This window comes from Mycobacterium sp. BK086 (assembly GCA_004362315.1).
Classification (GTDB): Bacteria; Actinomycetota; Actinomycetes; order Mycobacteriales; family Mycobacteriaceae; genus Mycobacterium.
The window spans coordinates 112618-131566 of the sequence record SNWL01000008.1 but is presented as its reverse complement, the minus strand read 5'-3'; the positions used below and the strand labels follow the sequence as shown (position 1 = coordinate 131566).

The 18949-nt window shown below is 67.7% G+C and carries 22 protein-coding genes; 8 read left to right on the top strand and 14 right to left on the bottom strand.

All coding sequences use genetic code 11. The annotated features are described in order from the left end of the window. Window positions 1-70: 70 nt before the first annotated feature. Window positions 71-556 (bottom strand): GNAT family N-acetyltransferase, encoded by a 486-nt coding sequence (locus EV580_RS27035; RefSeq protein WP_133695282.1) that lies wholly within the window; start codon window positions 554-556, stop codon window positions 71-73. A gap of 53 nt (window positions 557-609) precedes the next feature. Between EV580_RS27035 and EV580_RS27030 the strand changes: the two genes are divergently transcribed. Beyond that, on the top strand, window positions 610-1473 hold the full coding sequence (locus EV580_RS27030) for an SDR family oxidoreductase (RefSeq protein WP_133695281.1): 864 nt from the start codon (window positions 610-612) through the stop codon (window positions 1471-1473). Here EV580_RS27030 and EV580_RS27025 read toward each other — a convergent pair. Further along, complete coding sequence (locus EV580_RS27025) at window positions 1470-2048, bottom strand: TetR/AcrR family transcriptional regulator (protein WP_133695279.1); 579 nt, start codon at window positions 2046-2048, stop codon at window positions 1470-1472. The two genes, EV580_RS27030 and EV580_RS27025, sit on opposite strands and share 4 nt — an antisense overlap. A 74-nt stretch (window positions 2049-2122) precedes the next feature. Here EV580_RS27025 and EV580_RS27020 point away from each other — a divergent pair, with 74 nt between their 5' ends. The 3 genes from EV580_RS27020 to EV580_RS27010 are packed head-to-tail and all read left to right on the top strand — an operon-like array spanning window position 2123 to window position 3275. Then, the gene (locus EV580_RS27020; protein WP_133695277.1) at window positions 2123-2599 is read left to right on the top strand and encodes a DUF1772 domain-containing protein; all 477 of its coding nucleotides are present in this window, start codon (window positions 2123-2125) and stop codon (window positions 2597-2599) included. After that, on the top strand, window positions 2599-2919 hold the full coding sequence (locus EV580_RS27015) for an NIPSNAP family protein (RefSeq protein ID WP_133695276.1): 321 nt from the start codon (window positions 2599-2601) through the stop codon (window positions 2917-2919). Before EV580_RS27020 ends, EV580_RS27015 begins: the two co-directional genes overlap by 1 nt. Continuing rightward, complete coding sequence (locus EV580_RS27010) at window positions 2916-3275, top strand: DUF4267 domain-containing protein (protein ID WP_166654917.1); 360 nt, start codon at window positions 2916-2918, stop codon at window positions 3273-3275. Before EV580_RS27015 ends, EV580_RS27010 begins: the two co-directional genes overlap by 4 nt. Here the strand turns inward: EV580_RS27010 and EV580_RS27005 are convergent. The 8 genes from EV580_RS27005 to EV580_RS26970 all read right to left on the bottom strand — a co-directional run bounded on the left by EV580_RS27005 (window position 3272) and on the right by EV580_RS26970 (window position 10492). Continuing rightward, window positions 3272-3715, bottom strand: a complete 444-nt coding sequence (locus EV580_RS27005) for a hypothetical protein (RefSeq protein WP_133695274.1) — start codon at window positions 3713-3715, stop codon at window positions 3272-3274. The genes EV580_RS27010 and EV580_RS27005 overlap by 4 nt on opposite strands. 2 nt (window positions 3716-3717) lie before the next feature. Further along, a complete protein-coding gene (locus EV580_RS27000; RefSeq protein ID WP_133695272.1) occupies window positions 3718-4926 on the bottom strand; it encodes an O-succinylhomoserine sulfhydrylase in 1209 nt (402 codons plus the stop codon). Continuing rightward, complete coding sequence (locus EV580_RS26995; RefSeq protein WP_133695270.1) at window positions 4923-5336, bottom strand: rhodanese-like domain-containing protein; 414 nt, start codon at window positions 5334-5336, stop codon at window positions 4923-4925. The genes EV580_RS27000 and EV580_RS26995 overlap by 4 nt, the downstream gene beginning before the upstream one ends. A gap of 34 nt (window positions 5337-5370) precedes the next feature. Further along, window positions 5371-5814 carry an Rv0361 family membrane protein gene (locus tag EV580_RS26990; protein WP_133695269.1) on the bottom strand — a complete coding sequence of 148 codons (444 nt, stop codon included), beginning with the start codon at window positions 5812-5814 and terminating at the stop codon, window positions 5371-5373. Beyond that, entirely contained in the window at window positions 5811-6986 is a 1176-nt protein-coding gene (purT, locus tag EV580_RS26985; RefSeq protein WP_133695267.1) for a formate-dependent phosphoribosylglycinamide formyltransferase, read from the bottom strand. The genes EV580_RS26990 and purT overlap by 4 nt, the downstream gene beginning before the upstream one ends. A 21-nt stretch (window positions 6987-7007) precedes the next feature. Next, window positions 7008-8126, bottom strand: coding sequence for an AAA family ATPase (locus EV580_RS26980; protein WP_133695265.1), 1119 nt, complete (start codon window positions 8124-8126; stop codon window positions 7008-7010). 31 nt (window positions 8127-8157) lie between these two features. Continuing rightward, window positions 8158-9876, bottom strand: a complete 1719-nt coding sequence (locus EV580_RS26975; RefSeq protein ID WP_166654916.1) for an alkaline phosphatase family protein — start codon at window positions 9874-9876, stop codon at window positions 8158-8160. A gap of 142 nt (window positions 9877-10018) precedes the next feature. Next, window positions 10019-10492, bottom strand: a complete 474-nt coding sequence (locus EV580_RS26970; protein WP_133695262.1) for a MarR family winged helix-turn-helix transcriptional regulator — start codon at window positions 10490-10492, stop codon at window positions 10019-10021. A gap of 173 nt (window positions 10493-10665) precedes the next feature. On the opposite strand from EV580_RS26970, the gene EV580_RS26965 reads away from it, so the two are divergent. Continuing rightward, entirely contained in the window at window positions 10666-12651 is a 1986-nt protein-coding gene (locus tag EV580_RS26965) for an MMPL family transporter (RefSeq protein ID WP_133695953.1), read from the top strand. 9 nt (window positions 12652-12660) lie between these two features. After that, a complete protein-coding gene (locus EV580_RS26960) occupies window positions 12661-13866 on the top strand; it encodes a cytochrome P450 (RefSeq protein WP_133695260.1) in 1206 nt (401 codons plus the stop codon). On the opposite strand, the gene EV580_RS26955 is transcribed toward EV580_RS26960, so the two are convergent. From EV580_RS26955 to EV580_RS26945, 3 genes are read right to left on the bottom strand one after another with little or no spacing between them, the layout of a single operon-like run. Further along, window positions 13833-14537: a hypothetical protein gene (locus EV580_RS26955; RefSeq protein ID WP_183517106.1), complete on the bottom strand. Its 705-nt coding sequence runs from the start codon at window positions 14535-14537 to the stop codon at window positions 13833-13835. The two genes, EV580_RS26960 and EV580_RS26955, sit on opposite strands and share 34 nt — an antisense overlap. An 18-nt stretch (window positions 14538-14555) precedes the next feature. Then, window positions 14556-15188, bottom strand: coding sequence for a PaaI family thioesterase (locus EV580_RS26950; protein ID WP_133695258.1), 633 nt, complete (start codon window positions 15186-15188; stop codon window positions 14556-14558). Beyond that, window positions 15185-16480, bottom strand: a complete 1296-nt coding sequence (locus EV580_RS26945) for an adenylosuccinate synthase (protein WP_133695257.1) — start codon at window positions 16478-16480, stop codon at window positions 15185-15187. The genes EV580_RS26950 and EV580_RS26945 overlap by 4 nt, the downstream gene beginning before the upstream one ends. Before the next feature lie 69 nt (window positions 16481-16549). Here EV580_RS26945 and EV580_RS26940 point away from each other — a divergent pair, with 69 nt between their 5' ends. Both EV580_RS26940 and EV580_RS26935 read left to right on the top strand, forming a co-directional pair. Next, window positions 16550-17158, top strand: a complete 609-nt coding sequence (locus tag EV580_RS26940) for a peptidase M50 (protein WP_133695255.1) — start codon at window positions 16550-16552, stop codon at window positions 17156-17158. Between the two features lie 36 nt (window positions 17159-17194). Continuing rightward, window positions 17195-17974 carry a site-2 protease family protein gene (locus EV580_RS26935; protein ID WP_133695253.1) on the top strand — a complete coding sequence of 260 codons (780 nt, stop codon included), beginning with the start codon at window positions 17195-17197 and terminating at the stop codon, window positions 17972-17974. A 134-nt stretch (window positions 17975-18108) separates the two neighbouring features. Here EV580_RS26935 and EV580_RS26930 read toward each other — a convergent pair whose 3' ends face one another. Beyond that, the gene (locus EV580_RS26930; protein ID WP_133695252.1) at window positions 18109-18942 is read right to left on the bottom strand and encodes an SDR family NAD(P)-dependent oxidoreductase; all 834 of its coding nucleotides are present in this window, start codon (window positions 18940-18942) and stop codon (window positions 18109-18111) included. Between the last annotated feature and the right edge of the window lie 7 nt (window positions 18943-18949).

The following is an 18949-nucleotide window of genomic DNA, read 5'->3' as shown; positions in this document are numbered from 1 at the left end:
TCTAACGCGCGGTGGCAGAACGCATTCCGTAATCCGGGGTTGCGCTCACCGTGATTTCAAATTCGCCCAGCTAAGCCGTCGACAGGGCTTTTATGAACGCCACCGGGAACACGTCTCCGTGGCTGGGCAGGGGTTCGTCGAGCCGGGTGTAGCCGGTGCTGTCATAGAGCGCTTCAGCTTCGGGCTGGCGGTTGCCGGTGGTCAGATAGACCCGTCGATAGCCGCGCTCGGCGATCTCAGCCTCCAGCGCCGCGAGAAGCTTCGTGGCATAGCCCCGGCGCCGGCTTCCGCTGTCGGTCCAGATCCGCTTGAGTTCGGCGGTGTCGTCGTCGAAACGGCAGAACGCCCCACCCGTCACCGGCCGGTCGCCGATCACGCCGATGAGCATGCCGCCGTCGGGCGGGCTGAACGTCCCCGCCGGGTGGTTGCGCAGCCATGTTGCGACGGCGGCCTCGGGGGCTTCGTAGCGGGTGGCGTACTCGATGGCGAGCTCGGCCAGCAGCGGTTGCGCCAGCTCGTCGCCGGTGCCAACAGGTACGAAGCGCAATCCGGTCACCGAGCCAGTCTGCCCCTTTCACCTAAAAGTTGACACCTGTAAAGTCGCCGTTCATGGACAACATCCGAGGTAAGACCATCGCCATCACCGGTGCTGCGCGAGGTATCGGATTCGCCACCGCCCGGGCGCTGCTGCAGCGCGGCGCGCGCGTGGTGATCGGCGACCGCGACGTGGCGCTCGAGGAGTCGGCTGTCGCCCAGCTGAGCAAGCTCGGGCCGGTCTCGGGCTACCCGCTCGACGTGAGCGACCCCGAGTCGTTCGCGACGTTCCTGGACAAGGCTCGCGCCGACGGTGGCGGCCACATCGATGTGCTGATCAACAACGCGGGTGTCATGCCGGTCGGCCCGTTCCTCGACCATTCCGAGCAAGCGGTGCGCACCGCCGTCGAGGTCAATCTCTACGGCGTGATCACCGGCTGCCGGCTGGTACTGCCGGAGATGGTCCGCCGCCGCGGCGGCCACATCGTCAACATCGCCTCGATGGCCGGCATGCTGGCCGTGCCCGGCCAGGCGCTGTACGCCGGGACCAAGTTCGCCGTCGTCGGATTGACCACCGGGCTGGCCGACGAGTTCGCCCCGCAGGGCGTCCAAATCAGCTGTGTCATGCCGACATTCACCAATACCGAGCTGATCTCGGGTACGCACACCACCGCGGCAACCAAGCCCGTTCAGCCCGAAGACATCGCCGCCGCGGTGATCAAGGCGCTGGACAAGCCGACGACGTCGATCTCCGTTCCCGGCTACTCGCGCTTCCTCGCCGCCGCGGTGATGTTCCTTCCCCCGCGCGGCCGGCGGTGGCTGTCCAACAAGATGGGCACCGATCGGGTGTTCCTGGACTTCGACACCACCGCCCGCGCCGCTTACGAGAAGCGCGCCCAGAGTGCGACCGGAGTGGTGGAGACCCCGGACAACGGCTAACGCCGAGTCGCGAACTCGTCGACCAGTAGCCGAATACGGTCGGCGTCGTAGTCGGGCCGCAGCCGACCGGCGCGGCTCAGCGTGACCAGGCCGTGTAGCGCCGCCCAGAAGACCTCGGTGAGCGTGTCCGCGTCCCGGTCGCCGGCGACGGCGCCGACCGCGTGGCGCACCTCGGCGAAGGCCTCCTCGAGCTGGGGCGGGGTGTCGTCGGCGGCGAAGCGCAGGGCGGTCGCACGGATGAACATCGCGTCGTACACCGCCGGGTTGTCACGGGCGAAGTCGAGGTAGGCGTGGGCCATCCGGCCAAGGGCGTCGCCCGCGGTGCCGGAATCAGACCGGGCCGCCCGGACCGCGTCCGCGAGCTCGCCGAACCCTTCGATCGCGACCGCGTCCGCGATTTGTTCCATGCCCGCGAAGTGCTTGTACAGCACCGGCTGGCTGTACTCGATCTCGGTCGACAGCCGCCGGGTGGTGACCGCGTCCCACCCTTCAGCCTCGGCCACGGTGCGTGCCGTGGTGACGATCAGCTGTCGCCGGGCGGCCCGGTCGCGCTCGCGTCGGTCATCACTGGCCATGCCTGAAAATAGCACAGCTAGAAAAGCTAGCAGCGCTATTGCACAGGGTCGCACTTGGGGTTAGCGTTGCTAGCATGATTTTGGATCTCATCGCCCGGACCGTCACGCTGGTCGCGGTGTTGGGCACCGGCGTCGTCTACGGGACCGACGTGTTCTGCGCGATCGTGCTGCGACCCGCGCTGGCGCCGGTCGACGATCGCGCCCTCGTCGCGGTCATGGGAAACGTGCACCGATATGGCGACCGGCGGATGCCCGTCCCCGGCGTGATCGGGATCGGGGCCAGCGCGGCGGCTGCGGCACTGGCCGCCGTGGTGGCGCACTGGACACAGGCGCTGGCGGCCGGCGTCGCGCTCGTCCTTCTGCTGGTGTGGCTCGTGCTCTACACGCGGGTGAGCGCGCCCATCAATCGGCAATTGACGGCGGCCTCCGATGCCCGCGAGTCATTGCCCAATGCCCGTGCGCTGCAGGCACAGTGGGACCGCATCATCAATGCCCGCGCACTGCTGCAGGGCCTCGCGGTGGCCGCTCTCTGCGTAGCCCTGGCGATCTGATGTTGCAGCTGCGGATCTACACCCTGCGATCACCCGAGGCCCTGCAGCAATACGCCACCGTGCACTGGGTCCGCCACCTGACGACCTTCCCGAAGTTCGGGGTCAACACAGAAGGCGTGTGGACCGAATGTCGTGGCGGGGCAAACCGACTCGTCGCACTCATCCGTTACCCGGAAGGCGTCGACCCCGGCGAGCTCGCGCGGACCATCATGGCCAGTCCTGAGTTCGCCGCGGACATGGCGGGCTTCGACGCCGACCACATCATCGACGTCAACACCATCTCGCTCAAAGCAGTTGAACCCCAGGAGCTTTCATCATGATCACGACCATCGGCTACGTCCTCGCCGGCCTCATCGCCGCGGCCATCATTGTCATCGGCGCCCGCTTCATCATCGCGCCAGGGGTTGCCGCCCCCGGCTACGGAGTGCCCGGCGAGGGCGCCTATCTGAGCGTCAAAGGCGTGCGCGACATCGTATCGGGGTTGATCGTCATCATCCTGATGGTCGCGGGTGCGACACACCTTCTCGGCTGGATCATCTTGGCCGCCACCGTGATTCCGGTCGCCGACGCCGTCATCGTGCTCCGCAACGGCGGCACCAAGCCCATCGCGTTCGGCGTCCACGGCGGCACCGCCGTCGTCATGCTGATCACGGCCGCGCTGCTGCTGGTGTGCTAGCTCATCGTGGGGATGGCTGCCCCGGGCCGGTAGTTTTCGACCGCATCGATGTGGGCGAGCAGGACCTCTGGCTCGACCGCGTAGAGCTTGCCGTCCCCTTCGCCACCGGTGCCGACGAGGACTGCCTTCACGCTCTCGGGGAAGTCATCGTCTTCTCCGGACGCGGTGATCCAGATCCGGGTGACCGGCTCATAGCCCTCGGCTACGACGGCGGTGGCCGACGGCTCGAAGAACCAGCTGAGCAGGGTGTCGGTGGAGAACTCGGCGTCGAACGTCCAGCCGCGCGTGGTCAGCCATTCGTCGAACGTCTCGACCGCCTGCGCGAGTTCGACGTCGACATCGTCGAGGGCACCTGCCACATCCTCGGGGAGCCAGCGCGCATCCCGGTTGACCTGCCGCTTCTTGCGGCGGGCCTTCTTGGCATCGGAGTTTCGCGACACCGCTAGCCCAGCGCGCGATCCAGGTCGGCGATCAGATCCTCGGTGCCTTCGAGTCCGACCGAGATCCGCACCACGCCGTCGCCGAGCCCGATCGAGGCACGGCCCTCGGGACCCATCGCGCGGTGCGTGGTGGTCGCCGGATGGGTGATCAGTGACTTGGAGTCGCCGAGGTTGTTCGAGATGTCGATCACTTGCAGCTTGTCGAGCACCTCGAAGGCGCGGTCCTTGCCACCGTCCAATTCAAAGGTGACCACCGTGCCGCCGCCGCGCATCTGCCGCTTGGCCAGGTCGTACTGCGGATGTGATTCCAGGAACGGGTATCTCACCCAGTTCACACCGGGCTGGGTTTCCAGGAATTCGGCGATCCGCTGAGCGGACCGGTTCGAATAGTCGACCCGAACCGACATGGTCTCCAGGCCCTTGAGCAATACCCAGGCATTGAACGGCGACAGCGCAGGTCCGGTGTGGCGCATCAGTTTCTGCACCTCGCCGTCGATGTACTCCTTGTCGCCCAAAATCGCCCCGCCGAGCACCCGCCCCTGGCCGTCGATGTGCTTGGTACCCGAATACACCACCACGTCCACGCCGAGCGGAATACCCTGCTGCAGCAGTGGAGTGGCAAAGACGTTGTCCAGCACCACCTTTGCTCCGGCAGCGTGCGCCATCTCGGAAACCGCGGCGATGTCGACCAGCGATTGCATCGGGTTGGACGGGGTCTCGAAAAAGACTGCCTGGGTCGGCTTGGACAGCGCCTCTTCCCACTGGGACAGATCTTCACCATCGACGAAGACGGTCTCCACACCCCAGCGCGGCAGGATCTCGTTGCACACCACGAAGCACGAGCCGAACAGGCTGCGCGCGGCGACCAGTCGGTCCCCCGCACCCAGCAGTGCGCCCAGGGCGGTGAACACCGCCGACATTCCCGAGGCGGTCGCGAACGCGGCCGGCGCACCCTCGATCAGCCGCAGGCGTTCCTCGAACATCGAGATCGTCGGGTTGCCATAGCGGGAGTACACGTAGCGGTCGATATCGCCGGTGAATGCCTTCTCGGCTTCGGCGGCGGACTCATAGACGTAGCCCGACGTGAGGTACATCGCCTCGGCGGTTTCCTCGAAGCCCGAGCGCAGTAGCCCGCCCCGGACGCCGATGGTCGCCTGGCTCACGCCGTCGGGCAGCGGCACGGGGATCCGGACCGAGGGCACGTCGCTCATGACTGCTTCCACGGCAGGCCGAGCGCACGCCAGCCGTTGCCGCCGCGGTGCCCGTCCGCGTCGAGCTGGCCTTCGAAACCGTCAAGCATGTTGTAGGACGGCGCAATTCCGGCGGCGGTGGCTGTCTCGGCCGCGGGGATGGAGCGATTACCGGAGCGACAGATGAAGACCACCGGCCGTTCGCCGGGGGTGACGCCGGCGGCATTCAGCTCAGCCACGAAGTCCTCGTTGCGCTGGCCGTTGCCGCGATTCCATTCCACGAACACCACGCTGCGGCCGAGGCTGGACAGATCGGGCACCCCGACCCACCGCCACTCGGCGTCGGTGCGGCAGTCCACCAGCACCGCGTCCGGGTTCTCGCTGAGCAGCTTCCAGCTCGCCTCAGGGGTGATATCTCCTGCGTAGCTCACCCGGCCGAGTCTTCCACACCGATCTGGATAGCTCTTAGACCGGACCTGGCGAGCAGACCGTCCAATCGCCGTTCTCCCGCACGAAGGTCATCGGCACGTTGATCTTGTGGTCTGCCGCTTTTTCGAAGTGGTAGACGACCGTCGCGGTGGCCTTGTCGCCGTCGATCTTCACCTCTGTGACGTCGTCGACGTAGCGGGCGCCCTGTGCCGCCTTGGACTTCTGTTGCCGGTCAAGCACTTCGGCCTCAGCACCCTGTTGTGCGGCGCAGGTGTACTTGCGGAAGTCGCCGTAGTTGTCTCGTTGCAGGGCGTCATTCTGGCCGACCGCGGCGCGACCGACCTTGACGTCCTCAGTCAGCGGCTTCTGCCTGGTGTCGAGCACCCACACGATCCCGATCGTGCCGAGCACCAGCAGAGCAACAACCAGTGCGATCAAAATCGGCATCGGGCTCGAGCCGTCGTGTTCTTCTTCGGTCACGGCTTCCACACCCGGTGCAGTGCCGTCGAGACCTGGCGGACCCGGTCCCGGGCGGTGGTGACCTCGGATCCGGTGGCCAGCGCAACCCCGAGCCGCGATCGTGCCGAACCGTCATGGCGGCCCAGCAGCCGCACGTCGCTCTCCGGCACGACGAGCGCTTCGGCCAGCACCACGGGGTCGATCTCCGGGGTGTTGGTGCTCTCGTCGGCACCGCCGTAGGTGACCTCCGCGGCGCCCGGCGAGATCATGATGGTGTCGACCGGCAGGCCCAGGACGGCGCGGGCGTGCAGTTCGAATTCGGACAGCCGCTGGGTCCGCAGCGTGACCAGCCCGCTGTCGTAGGGACGAACGCTGACATCGGAGAAGTACACCTCGTCCCCCCGGACCAGCAGCTCCACCCCGAACACTCCGCGGCCACCGAGCGCCCGGACGATCCGCGCCGCCACCGACTTCGCCGCGCCCAGCGCCGCCAGCGTCATCTGTTGCGGCTGCCAGGCCTCCAGTACGCCGTCGAGCTGGCGGTGCCCGATGGGCTCACAGAAGTGCAGGGCCGGACCCGCGGGGCCGTCGGTACGCACGGTCAGCAGGGTGACCGCGTAGTCGATCTCGACGACCGTCTCGGCGAGTACCCGGTTGTGCGGCACCCGGCCGCCGGCTGCGACGGCGCGCTGCCAGGCGGGCTCGACGTCGTCGGGGCGCAGCAGCACCGACTGGCCCTGGCCGGGCACTCCGATCACCGGCTTGACCACCAGCGGGAACCCCGCGTGCTCGGCGACCGCGGTCAGCTCATCGATCGAACCGGCGAACCAGAACGGCGCGGTCGGCAGGCCCAGCTCGTCGGCGGCAAGCCGGCGCATCCCCTCCCGGTCCAGGCTGAGCTGGGTGGCGTAGACGCCGGGCACGACCTGGGTGGTGCCGCCGTCGGCGGCCGCCCGCAGCGCATCGATGGCCACTTCGTTGGTGTCGACCACGACGTAGGCCGGCTCGACCCTGGCGATAGCGGCGGTCAGTTCCTCGGGGTCGGTGATCGTGACGACGAGCGCCTCGTCGGCCACGTCGTGCGCCGGAGCGTCGGCGTAGCGGTCGACGGCGACGACCTCGGCGCCGAGCCGTTGAAAGGCCAGCACCAGCTCGCGGCTCAGCTCACCAGACCCGACCAGCATCACACGCATGATGCCCAAGGATAGGTGGGCTCATCCCCGGGCAGGCCAGTGCCAGGACGGCTCGTCGAGCAGACCCTGGCCGACGATGGTCGTCTGGCCCATCTCCTTGGTGAGTTCGATGGCGTTGACGTCGCACTGCTGGCGGCGCAACGCCTGGACCAACGCGGCGGCGTGGGTGACGACGACGACCTGGGAACGTTCCGAGGAGCGGGCGATCAGCGCGGCCAGCGCGGGCAGCAGATCGGGGTGCAGGCTGGCCTCCGGCTCGTTGAGCACCGTGAGCTCGGCCGGCCGCGGGGTGAGCAGGGCGGCCACCCACAGCAGATAGCGCAGCGTGCCGTCGGAGAGCTCGGCCGCGGTCAGTGCGCGCAACATTCCGGGCTGGCGCAGGGTGACCTCGAAGCGACCGTCACTGTTGGGGATCTCCACCCGGGAGCCGGGGAACGCATCGTCGACCGCCTCGGCAAGTGCCCCGGCATCGCCGACCTCGGCGATCGTCTGCAGAGCCGCCGCGAGGTCGGCGCCATCGTGGCCCAAAACCATTGTCCGGGTGCCGATCTGAGGTCGGCGCGCGGGCGCGTCGCTGTCGGTGCGGACATGGTCGTAGAACCGCCAGGACCGCACCCGCTCACGTAATGCCAGCAGTTCCGGTGCGGACTGAGGATCCCCGAGTTCGCTGAGCATGCTGTCGAACGGGCGCAGTCCGGCGGGGACGGTGCGCCAGCCGTCGTCAGCGTCGCGGATCCGGACGGCGGGCCCCAAGCGTTCGGCCAGCAGAGCGGAGGGTCGCAGCACCGGGCCGGCCCACACCGCCTCGGACTTGACCTCCGGATCCAGGTTGAACGCGGTTCTGCCGGGGACGGGCATCCCGAAGTCGACGGCGTAGCCGAAGTCCTCACCGGCGAAGCCCAGCTTGAGGCTCGCCGGACCCGTCTTTCCCCCGCCGGCCCACATCGTCGAATTCAGCCCGCCCTCGCGGGCCAGCGCGTTGACCGCGCCGTTGCGGGCCGAGTCGGCCAGTAGGCGCAGCGCCCGGTACAGGCTGGATTTGCCGGAGCCATTGGGGCCCGTGACGACGTTGCACCCGCGCAGCGGCACGACCAGCCGGCGCAGCGAGCGGTAGTTCTCCACGGCGACGGTGTCGAGCACGCCCCCAGCTAACCAGCCGTGGCCGACACCATCAGACCGCGATGGAGGCGGGCGTCGGCACGGTGGCCGTCGGCGGAGCGGGCGGCAACGGCTGAACGCCGGGCACCGTCGTGTACGGCCACAGGTCCGGCGGGATGATCTGGTTGCCCGTCACCCCGGTCAGCCGCGCGATGATCTGCGCGGGGATGTTGACCGCCTGATAGAGCACCGCCCCGATGAACTGGATGGGCAGCTTCAGCGGCCCGGACATGTCGGCGGTCAGGCCGTTGAAGACGCTGTACACGAAGTAGGGAACGAAGCCGACGATCGTCCGGAGGTCCAGGGCCAGCTCCGTTTGGATGTCGGGATAGCCGTACATCGCGATCGCGTCGTTCAGAGCCAGCTTGAGCGCGTCCAAGCCGGGCGCCACGGGCTTGTAATCGTTGGCCGCACGCTCCATCAAGGGCTTGCCCTGCGTGTAGGACGGGGGCGTCAACCCGAACAGCGCGTCGACGGTCGGGGCGATATCGATGTTCAGGTAGGTGTTGTTGATCGCGCCCTGCTCGAAACCCGCGCCGTTGGCGATGACGAAAGTAGTTGTCTCCCATGGTGTCTGGAAACCATGGGCACGCATGTCCGAGCCGAGCCGGATGGTCGGCCACGGCACCTGACCATGGTCGGTGGTCACCAGCACGGTCCATTTCTCGGTCGGATGCGCCGTGTTCCAGGCATCGACCGCGGCCATGATCTCGCCGACGTTCTCATCGACGTTGTTCAGGGCCTCCTTGTACTGCTGGGATCCGGCGTCGGACTCGTGCCCGGTGTCGTCGACGCCAACGAAGTAGGTGAAGTTGAAGCTGGAGACGCCTGCTGTCGTGGCGTTGATCGCATCGACCGAGGCCTGGCCGACCAGATCATCGGTGTCCAGCCAGCTGTTGTTGTACTTCGGGAAGAACTTGATCACGTCGGCCGGAATCGAACCCGCGCCGGAAATCTGGGCGATGTTCTCCCAATCGGAGATTGACGTTGTCTCGATGTTCGGGTCGAAGGCCTCGAGCTGGTTGAAGATCGTCGGCCACTTGTCGTAGGTCCACGGCGTGAAGACGTTGTTGAACAGACCCGTCTTCTCACTCCACACGCCGGTCAAGATGCCCGTCCACGACGGATTCGACATCGTGGTGTGCCCCACCATCGTCGACGCCGCGGTGGTGCCGGTGTTCATCAGCGCCTGAAGATTGACGTTGTTCGGGTCGGACAGGATGGCACTGAGATTCGTGCCGTCGATTCCGATCACCAGCACATGCGTCGGCGTGCTGACGCCCAGCGCGCCGACCGAACCGCCGTTACCGGCGGCGGCCGACGCCGTCGCGGTCATCACCAGACCGCGCCGACTTTGACCGACTCCCGGGGACACCGTCGAGGATCCGGAAGCCGCGCTGGAGGCCGGCGGGGTGATCCCCAGCGACGACAGCGCAACCGACAGCGCCGCCGCCGCGGGCGAGGTCGTGGTCCGCACCGCCGCGGCGGGTTTACGCGACGCCGACGACACGACGGTCTGGCTGGTCTTGCCTGCGGTGCGCCGGGTTTCGGTCTGCGGACGAGTGCGCGCGCGGGGTCCCGCGCTCGCCGAGCTGGACTTCGCTGCGCTTGCTGACGGTCCGGCATCGGCGTTGCCGGGTTCGGCGTTGGCGACCGCCGCACCAACCGACGCCCCGAGGCCGACGATGCCCGCGGCGGCGACCCCGACGCACAGATGTTTTGCTCTACTCATTGCCCGCTCCCCGACTTCGCTCATCACTGACCGTCAGCGACAGGTGCTCGGCAACTACCTGAACCCCCAAGACCCATTCGCCGACAATATGTTTACTCACCCTGGGCGAAGTCCGCAGGCAAGTTCTCCAAAACACAAAGTGTCAGGAACCCAGATCGTTGCGGAACGCGGTCATCGCAGTCAGCACGGCGGCGAACACCCGGTGGGCGGCGGCGAGATCGGCGTCGGGCAACTCGCCCAGCACGCGGTGGGTGTGGGTTGCCAGCGGGGTGAAGAACGCCCGGCCCACTTCGATGCCGTGATCGGCGTAGCGCAGGATCACTTTCCGGCGGTCGGTCGGGTCGGAGTCGCGGCGCAGATGCCCCGATTCGATCATCCGCTCGACGAGGTAGGTGATCGCCGCACCCGACAGGCCCATCCGGGCGCGCAACTCCCCCGCCGTCAGCGGAGTGCCGGCGTTCTCGGCGACCATGACATGCACCAGCGCCCGGAAGTCATTGGCCGACAGCCGGTGGATGCCGGCGAACTCCCGCCCGATCTGATCGGATTCGGCCGACAACGCCTGAATGTCGGCAACCACGGCCGACTCCAGTTCGGCGCGGCCGGCGTTGTCCATCCCGCCAGGCTATCTGTTAAGTGGATGAAATGTTAAGAAAATGAAGCTATGTTGATGTCGTGCACCGAGGACTCGAAGCAAAGCGCCCGCTGTGGGAGCGCATCGGCGATCTCGTCACCAACCGGCATTCCTGGCTGTTGGCGCTGATCGTCGCGGTGATCGGCGGCGGACTGATGGGCGCCATCGGACAGGGCAACGCGGCCGAACAGTCACCGGTATCCCTGCCGCCGAGCGCGGAGTCCGCCAAAGTCGCCGCCACGCTCAAAGAGTTTCCCGGCGGCGAGTCCGCGCCGGTGATCCTCGTCGTCACCCGCGCCGACGGCGCGGCGCTGACGCCGGCTGATCTGGCCGCCGCCGACGCGGCGCGCGGACGGATGATCGCCGCCACCGGCACCGGAGGTCTACCCATTCCGGTCGCCGCCTCCGATGACGGCAAAGCCGCCCTGGCCCCGGTCCCGATCGCCACGACGCTGTCCGGTTTCGCGCTCAACGACGAAATCAAGTCGCTGCGCGAAGCTGCCAAGGCGGGCCTGCCCGCCGACCTCGTCGCCAGCGTCACCGGCGGCCCGGCGTTCGGTGCGGACATCGCAAATGCGTTCGCGGGGGCCAACATCACCCTGCTGGCCGTCACCGGTGCGGTGGTCGCCCTGCTGCTGATCGTCACCTACCGATCACCGGTCCTGTGGCTGGTCCCACTACTGGTGATCGCCTTCGCCGATCGAGTGGCCGCGGTCCTGGGCGCGGCCATCGCCGACGCCTCCGGCCTGGCCGCCGACGGTTCGACCTCCGGCATCACCAGCGTGCTGGTGTTCGGCGCGGGGACCAACTATGCGCTGCTGATGATTTCGCGCTACCGGGAAGAGTTGCGTCACACGAGCCAACACCGGCAGGCGTTGCGCACCGCGGTCCGGTTCGCCGGTCCCGCGATCGCCGCCAGCAATGCCACCGTCGTGCTGGCGCTGCTGACGCTGCTGTTCGCCTCATCGCCGAGTACCCGCAGCCTGGGGGTGCAGGCCGCGTCTGGGCTGTTGGTCGCCGCCGTCTTCGTGTTGCTGATGCTGCCGCCCCTGCTGGCATTGTTCGGCCCGAAGCTGTTCTGGCCCTTCATTCCTCGTGCGGGTACCGAAGACGTCACCGATACCGGGGCGTGGCACCGGGTCGCCGATTGGGTGTCGCGTCATGCTGGCCGCGTCACGGTCGCGGCCACCGCGGTGTTGGCTGTTTTGGCCACCGGCCTGCTGGCAACACCGGTGGGGCTCAATCAGATCGACCAATTCCGAGTCAGTGCGGATTCGGTGGCTGGCTACCGCACGTTGTCCGCGCACTTTCCCAGCGGACTCACCGACCCGACCCGGGTGATCGGCAGCACCGACAAGAGTGTTGCCATCAATCAGGCGATCCTGGCCACCCCCGGCGTCGTCTCGGCCAACCCGGCCGGGCAGTCCCCGACAGGGCTGACGCAGTGGCAGGTCGTCGTCGAGGGTGAACCGGCCTCCCCAGCCGCCTTTGATACCGTTGCCGCCCTTCGTGATTCGGTGCATCACGTCGACCCCGCCGCATTGGTGGGCGGCTCAGACGCCCAGGCCATGGACGCCAGGGACGGGGCGGTTCGCGATCGCTGGGTGGTGATCCCGGCCATCCTGATCGTGGTGCTCGCGGTGCTGTACGCGCTGCTTCGCGCCGCACTGGCCCCGCTGGTCCTGGTGGCAGCAACCGTGCTGTCCACGATGGCCGCGCTCGGGCTGGGCGGCTGGGTGAGTGTGCACGTGCTGGGCTTTCCGGCACTGGACAACACCACACCCCTGTTCGCGTTCCTGTTCCTGGTCGCGCTCGGCGTGGACTACACGATCTTCCTGGTGACCCGAGCCCGGGAGGAGACGCCAGAGTTCGGCACCCGCGGCGGGATCGTGCGCGCGGTATCGGCGACGGGTGCGGTGATCACCAGCGCCGGCATCGTGCTGGCGGCGGTGTTCACCGTGCTCGGTGTGCTGCCCCTGATCGTGATGACCCAGCTGGGCATCATCGTGGGCCTGGGCATCCTGCTGGACACCTTCGTGGTGCGCACCGTGGTGATCCCGGCCCTGTTCACCCTGATCGGACCGGCGATCTGGTGGCCGGCGTTCCGGCGTGGCGATATCGAACCGTCCAAGGGCGCGTAACGTCGTGTCATGACACACGCTCCCGCGCTGCCGCCACTGCATATGCGGCGCAACGGGTTCGACCCCACGCCAGAACTACGCGACATCCGCGACGGCAGCGGTGTGGTCACCGCCGTCAACGCGTTCGGCATGCAGGTGTACCTGATCACCCGCTACGACGACATCAGGGCGGTGCTCGCCGATCACGAACACTTCTCCAATTCCCGGCCCCCCGGATTCGTGGTGCCCGGCGCGCCGCAGCTTGCCGAGGACGAGCAGGCCAGTGCACGCGCGGGCAACCTGCTGGCCCTCGACCCACCCCAGCACAGCCGGCTGCGCCGGATGCTGACCGGCGAGTTCACCGTGCGCAGGATGAAGGCCCTCGAACCCCGCATCGTGGAGATCGTCACCGCCCGCCTCGACGCGATCGAACAGGCAGGCGCACCAGCAGATCTGGTGGCCGACTTCGCCCTGCCGATCCCCTCACTGGTGATCTGCGAGCTGCTTGGCGTGCCGTACGCCGACCGCGACGATTTCCAGCGGCGCAGCGCCCGCCAGCTCGACCTGTCCATCCCGATCCCCGAACGCCTGGAGTTGGTGCGGGCCGGCCGCGAATACATGGGCTCGCTGGTGGCCTCGGCGCGTCGCGCGCCGCGCGAGGACATGCTCGGCATGCTGGTGCGCGAGCACGGCGACGAGCTCAGCGATGACGAACTGATCGGGGTCTCGGCGCTGCTGCTGCTCGCCGGGCACGAGACCACGTCGAACATGCTCAGCCTGGGCACCCTTGCGCTGCTGCGACATCCCGAACAGCTCGCAGCCGTCCGCGACGACCCCGATGCGGTTGCACCGGCCGTCGAGGAACTACTTCGCTGGCTGTCGATCGTGCACAGCAGCATTCCTCGGATCACCACGGCCGACGTGGACGTCGCCGGGGTGGCGATCCCGGCCGGCAGCCTGGTGCTGGCCGCCTTGGCGTCAGGCAATCGGGATTCGGCGTTCGTCGATGACCCCGACGTACTCGATATCAAACGGGAACTACTGAGCCACTTGGCCTTCGGCCACGGCGTGCATCACTGCCTTGGTGCCCCACTGGCCCGCATGGAGATGCGGATCGCGTTTCCGGCTCTGCTGCAGCGCTTTCCGAACCTGGCGTGCGCAGAACCGTTCGACGAGATCGAGTTCAAACCGTTCCACTTCATCTACGGCTTGCGGTCCCTGCCGGTGGCCTGGTGATCCTCGAACACCCCGGCACGCGCCAGTAGCAGCAAGCTCACGACGAGCACCCAGATCGGAAAGCCCAGTGTCAGCCACATACTGATGTCGCTGGCGATCAACAACGCCACGGCGAGCAGATAGCTGATGTACACCAGCCAGCGCGGCATCAGCCCGGTCCGCAGCCAGATCGTGGCCAACGAGATCATGAACACCGCGGCCATCCGCAGGGCATAGGTCTTCGACAACGTCAGCACGATCATCTGGCCGAACAACGCCACGTCGCTGTGCCCGAGCTGCTCGTGACCCACCGCACTGTTACTCCCGGCCAGGCCTGCCCCGATCGCGCTCGTCACGAACATCATTGCCAGGAACAGCAATCCGCTGCCCAGGAACACCGTGGCGAAGAATCGGTCCTCGAGCCGGCCGAGGCCGTCGCGCACGACCCCGATGAACCATAGGAAGCTGATCCCCGCGAACGGCATCAGGATGGCCGCGATCTTCATCTTCCCGCTTGCGGCATCAAGCCATTGCGAGCCGGGCTGCGCACCTTCGGGCAGGGAGGAGCGGATCAGGATCAGGTTGGCGCCGAACAAGAGCGCGAATGCCACGCCGGCGGCCGCGGCCGCCCGCGGAGTGGTGAGGGTTTTCAGCGTCGACGAGCCTTTGTTGCCAATGCTGGAGTCGGGCACGTCGTCATGGTGACAGACTCAGGGCTGCCCGGGCAGGAGACGCACCATCAAACCGTGCGATTCGGCGCAGAGAGTTCCGTCCGGACGTCGCAGCTCGGCGTTGACGAAGGCCTTGCGCCCCTCGGCTTCCCGCAGCCAGCCGCGCACCGTCAGGTCGGTGTCGATCGGCGTGACGTTGCGGTAGTCGACGTGCAGGAAGGCGGTCCGGCTGATCGGACGCCCGGTCGCATGGATGACCATGCCGAACATCGAGTCGAACATCAACGGCAACACACCGCCGTGCACGGCGTAGTTGCCGCCGACGTGAAACCTGCTGAACCGCACGGTCAACTCGACGGCCTCGGCATCGAACTTGGTGACGTGGTACGGCGCCATCAACAGGCTGCCGGCGCCGGGAAGACTGGGCACGCGGTTGGCCGGACCAACGCCTTCGGCGGCCTCGAACGATGCCAGTAGGCTCACCAGTTCCTCGACCCGATCGGCAGCAGCGCTCCAGGTGTCCGGGTCCGGATTGGCCGACACCGCCAGGTCCTGAGCCCGGCGCATCGCGGCCAGAAACCGGCCGAATCCCTCTCCCGGTTGGGCGGCTTCGAATTTCGGGAAGCCGCCGTGCTTGTAATAGTCGGGGTCGAGTTCGAACTCTTCCGTCATCTCGGTGCCAGGATGTCGCGGCGCACGATGGTCTGATCACGGCCGGGACCAACGCCGATGCACGAAACATAGGCTCCGGCAAGCTCTTCGAGCCTCAGCACGTAGTCACGCGCCTTGGCGGGCAGGTCCTCGAAGGTACGGCACGAGCTAATGTCCTCCCACCAGCCGGGCAGTTCCTCATAGATCGGCTCGGCGCGGGCGATGTCGCTCTGGGTCATCGGCATCTCGTTGGTGCGCTTGCCGTCGACCGTGTAGCCGACGCACACCGGCACGGTCTCCAGGCTGGAGAGCACATCGAGTTTCGTCAGGAAGTAATCGGTGATGCCGTTGACCCGGGTGGCGTAACGGGCGATCACCGCGTCGAACCATCCACAGCGGCGCGGGCGGCCCGTCGTCACGCCGACCTCGCCGCCGGTCTTGGCCAGATAGGCGCCGTGCTCGTCGAACAGCTCGGTCGGGAACGGGCCCGAGCCGACCCGGGTGGTGTAGGCCTTGAGGATCCCCAGCACGGTGGTGATGCGGGTGGGGCCGATGCCCGAGCCGACGGCCGCGCCACCCGATGTCGGGTTCGAGGACGTCACGAACGGATAGGTGCCGTGGTCGACGTCGAGCAGCGTGCCCTGCGAGCCCTCCAGAAGCACCGTCTCGCCGGCTTCCAGCGCGGTGTTGAGGACCAGGCGGGTGTCGGCGATGCGGTGCTTGAAGCCTTCGGCCTGCGCCAGCAGTGCCTCTAGGACCTCGTCGGCGTCCAGCGCCTTGCGGTTGTAGATCTTGACCAGGACCTGGTTCTTGAGCTCCAGCGAGGCGCCGATCTTGGCAGCCAGCAGCTCGTGGTCCAGAACGTCGGCGACGCGGATACCCATCCGGGCGATCTTGTCCTGGTAGCACGGGCCGATACCGCGGCCGGTGGTGCCGATCTTCTTGCTGCCCATGTAGCGCTCGGTGACCTTGTCGATGGCCACGTGATAGGGCATCAGCAGGTGGGCATCAGCCGAGATCAGCAGCCCCGAGGTGTCAACCCCGCGGTCCTCGAGACCGGCAAGCTCGGTCAGCAGCACGCCCGGATCGACGACGACACCGTTGCCGATGACGTTGGTGACCCCCGGGGTCAGGATGCCCGATGGGATGAGGTGCAGCGCGAAGTTCTCGCCGGTCGGCAGGACGACGGTGTGCCCCGCGTTGTTACCGCCCTGGTAGCGCACCACCCACTGGACGCGCCCACCGAGAAGGTCGGTGGCTTTTCCCTTGCCCTCGTCGCCCCACTGGGCGCCGATGAGGACGATTGCCGGCATGGTATTTCTCCTGCTTATTGTGGTGCAGCCGGTGACCTACCCTATCGGAGCGCAGCGCGAGGAGTGTCGTTGACCAACACCGAGATCGCCGTGTTGCGTTTCGGGGGCCGCCGACTGCCGCGCGGGCTGGGCTCGCTGCCCTGTCTCGACGACCCCGATCCGGCGGCCATCGACGCTGCCGTCCACGGCGCGTCCCGGGTGGTTGTCGTGGGTTCGGCGACCGATCTGGCCACGGTGCTGACGCGGCTGATGCGCACCGAACGCCTCGACGTCGAGGTGGCACCGGTGTCGCGGTGGCGCGGAGCCCGGCGAGCGTTGACCGGTGTGGCGCAACGGGTTCCGCTGATCCGCGACGAGACGGGCACCGTTCTCGTCGGCGCGGCGTTCTGGCTGCCCCCTGGCGAGGACCGGGTGATCCACGGCGAGGCCGTCGTCGACGACGACCTGCTGTTCGATGGGGAGGTGACGGCCGTGAGGATCGAGCCGACCGCGTCGATGCCGGGCCTGCGGGCGGCGGTGCTGACCGGCCGGATGCGTCCGCGACGCTGGCTGACCGGCCGGGCCGTCCAGCTCGGCACCACCGGCGCCCGGGTCGTGCGCGACGGCGTCGAGTTGTCCCGCGAGGCCAAACGGGCCGCGTTCTACCGGCACACCACGGGTTGGCTACGGGTCTCGTGATCCCAGGTCACGCGGCGTGTCCGGTAGTTTCGTGAGGTGAACATCCGTCCGCTGCACCAGTCGGTCCGGCCCAGCCCGGTCTTCCTGGCAATCGTCGCGATCACCGCGGCCGGTGGGGTGGTGGCCTGGCTGGCCGCGGACACCGTGCGGCCGCTGGCCTACGTCGGGGTGTTCGTCTTCGTCGTCGCCGGCTGGCTGGTGTCGCTGTGTCTGCACGAGTTCGGCCACGCGTACACGGCCTGGCGATTCGGTGACCACGACGTCGCGATGCGCGGTTATCTGACGCTCAATCCGCTCAAGTACTCCAGCCCGCTGCTGTCGCTCGGCCTGCCGCTGCTGTTCATCGCGCTCGGCGGAATCGGGCTGCCCGGCGGCGCGGTCTACGTCCGCACCGCGTTCATGAAACCGCGGCAGCGCACGCTGGTGAGCCTGGCGGGGCCGGCCGCCAACCTGGCGCTCGCCGTCGTCCTGCTTGCGGCCACCCGCCTGTTCTACGACTCCGGTCACGGGGTGTTCTGGTCGGCCGTCGCTTTCCTGGGATTCCTGCAGATCACGGCGCTGTTGCTGAACCTGCTGCCGATCCCCGGCCTGGACGGCTATGCGGCACTCGAACCGCATCTGAGCCCCGAGACGCAGCGCGCCGTGGCGCCGGCCAAGCAGTTCGGCTTCCTGTTCCTGATCGTCCTGCTGCTGGCCCCGGCACTGAACCAGTGGTTCTTCTCGGCGGTTTTCTGGTTCTTCGACCTGTCGGGAGTGCCCGGAGCGCTGGCCTCGATCGGCATGCAGCTGACCCGCTTCTGGTCCGCCTGGGCCTGATTCGGACACCAAGGCGGGGGGCAGCGATCCCCTCCGTCGTTGCCCCCCGGCTCGGTTCCATCCCCCGGTTGGCAAACTTCAACCTAGCGAGCTGTGAGGCGGCTGGGAGCGACTTCGCAGAATTGGCCCAAAGGTTAGTTCTGGGACGCCCGGCTGACCCGGGATTCGTAGGAGCGGCGGATGTCACCGTCGCCGTCAAGCATCTGGTGGTCGGCTCCCAGCAGGCCCATCACCGCAGCACGACCCCTGGCCGGCAGCAGGCCGTAGATCGAGGTCAACGGGCCCAGCCGGCGGGGCACGTACACCGACCTCCGGCGCCGGCGCACCGCGTCGACGACGGCCGCGGCGACGACCTCGGGCGCACAGGTCCGCATCAGCCAGTGGTCGGCGAGACCGGCGGACAACTCCGTCCTGACCATGCCCGGGTACACCGTGGTGAACGTGATACCGGTAGCCGCCGACTCGAGCGCGATGGCCTCGGTGAAACCGGCCACCGCGAACTTTGTGGCGGAGTAGGTGGACACGCCTCCGAAGCCCATCCGGCCCGCGGCGGACGCGACGTTGACCACGTGCCCGAATCCTCGTGGACCCATGCGCTCCACAGCCAGCTGCGTTCCGTAGATGACACCGGCGACGTTGATGGCGAGCTGACGTTGGATCGACTCGGCCGTCTCGTCGACCAGTGGCGTCACCGGCATGATCCCAGCGTTGTTCACCAGCACGTCGATCTGCCCGAGCGCCCCGGTCAGCGAGTCCAGGAAGCACGCAAAGCTGGCCCGGTCGGTGACGTCGACCTCACCCCACCAGCAGCCGACCTCGGCCGCCGTCCGCTCTGCCAGTTCGACGTCGACATCGCCGATGGCCACCTTGGCTCCGGCCCGGGCGAACGCCGACGCGGTCGCCGCCCCGATACCTCTGGCTCCGCCGGTCACCACCACGACCCGATCCCTCAGGTTCGTCGCTGCCATGTGCCGC

Bases quoted from the DNA above. Each gene is read 5' to 3' on its own strand.
- EV580_RS27030 (WP_133695281.1), top strand. From the start codon at position 610: ATGGACAACATCCGAGGTAAGACCATCGCCATCACCGGTGCTGCGCGA.
- EV580_RS26930 (WP_133695252.1), bottom strand. From the start codon at position 18,942: ATGGCAGCGACGAACCTGAGGGATCGGGTCGTGGTGGTGACCGGCGGA.
- EV580_RS27000 (WP_133695272.1), bottom strand. From the start codon at position 4,926: ATGAGCGACGTGCCCTCGGTCCGGATCCCCGTGCCGCTGCCCGACGGC.
- EV580_RS26960 (WP_133695260.1), top strand. From the start codon at position 12,661: ATGACACACGCTCCCGCGCTGCCGCCACTGCATATGCGGCGCAACGGG.
- EV580_RS27020 (WP_133695277.1), top strand. From the start codon at position 2,123: ATGATTTTGGATCTCATCGCCCGGACCGTCACGCTGGTCGCGGTGTTG.
- EV580_RS26950 (WP_133695258.1), bottom strand. From the start codon at position 15,188: ATGACGGAAGAGTTCGAACTCGACCCCGACTATTACAAGCACGGCGGC.
- EV580_RS26970 (WP_133695262.1), bottom strand. From the start codon at position 10,492: ATGGACAACGCCGGCCGCGCCGAACTGGAGTCGGCCGTGGTTGCCGAC.
- EV580_RS26975 (WP_166654916.1), bottom strand. From the start codon at position 9,876: ATGAGTAGAGCAAAACATCTGTGCGTCGGGGTCGCCGCCGCGGGCATC.
- EV580_RS26945 (WP_133695257.1), bottom strand. From the start codon at position 16,480: ATGCCGGCAATCGTCCTCATCGGCGCCCAGTGGGGCGACGAGGGCAAG.
- EV580_RS26965 (WP_133695953.1), top strand. From the start codon at position 10,666: ATGGGCGCCATCGGACAGGGCAACGCGGCCGAACAGTCACCGGTATCC.
- purT (WP_133695267.1), bottom strand. From the start codon at position 6,986: ATGCGTGTGATGCTGGTCGGGTCTGGTGAGCTGAGCCGCGAGCTGGTG.
- EV580_RS27010 (WP_166654917.1), top strand. From the start codon at position 2,916: ATGATCACGACCATCGGCTACGTCCTCGCCGGCCTCATCGCCGCGGCC.
- EV580_RS27025 (WP_133695279.1), bottom strand. From the start codon at position 2,048: ATGGCCAGTGATGACCGACGCGAGCGCGACCGGGCCGCCCGGCGACAG.
- EV580_RS27015 (WP_133695276.1), top strand. From the start codon at position 2,599: ATGTTGCAGCTGCGGATCTACACCCTGCGATCACCCGAGGCCCTGCAG.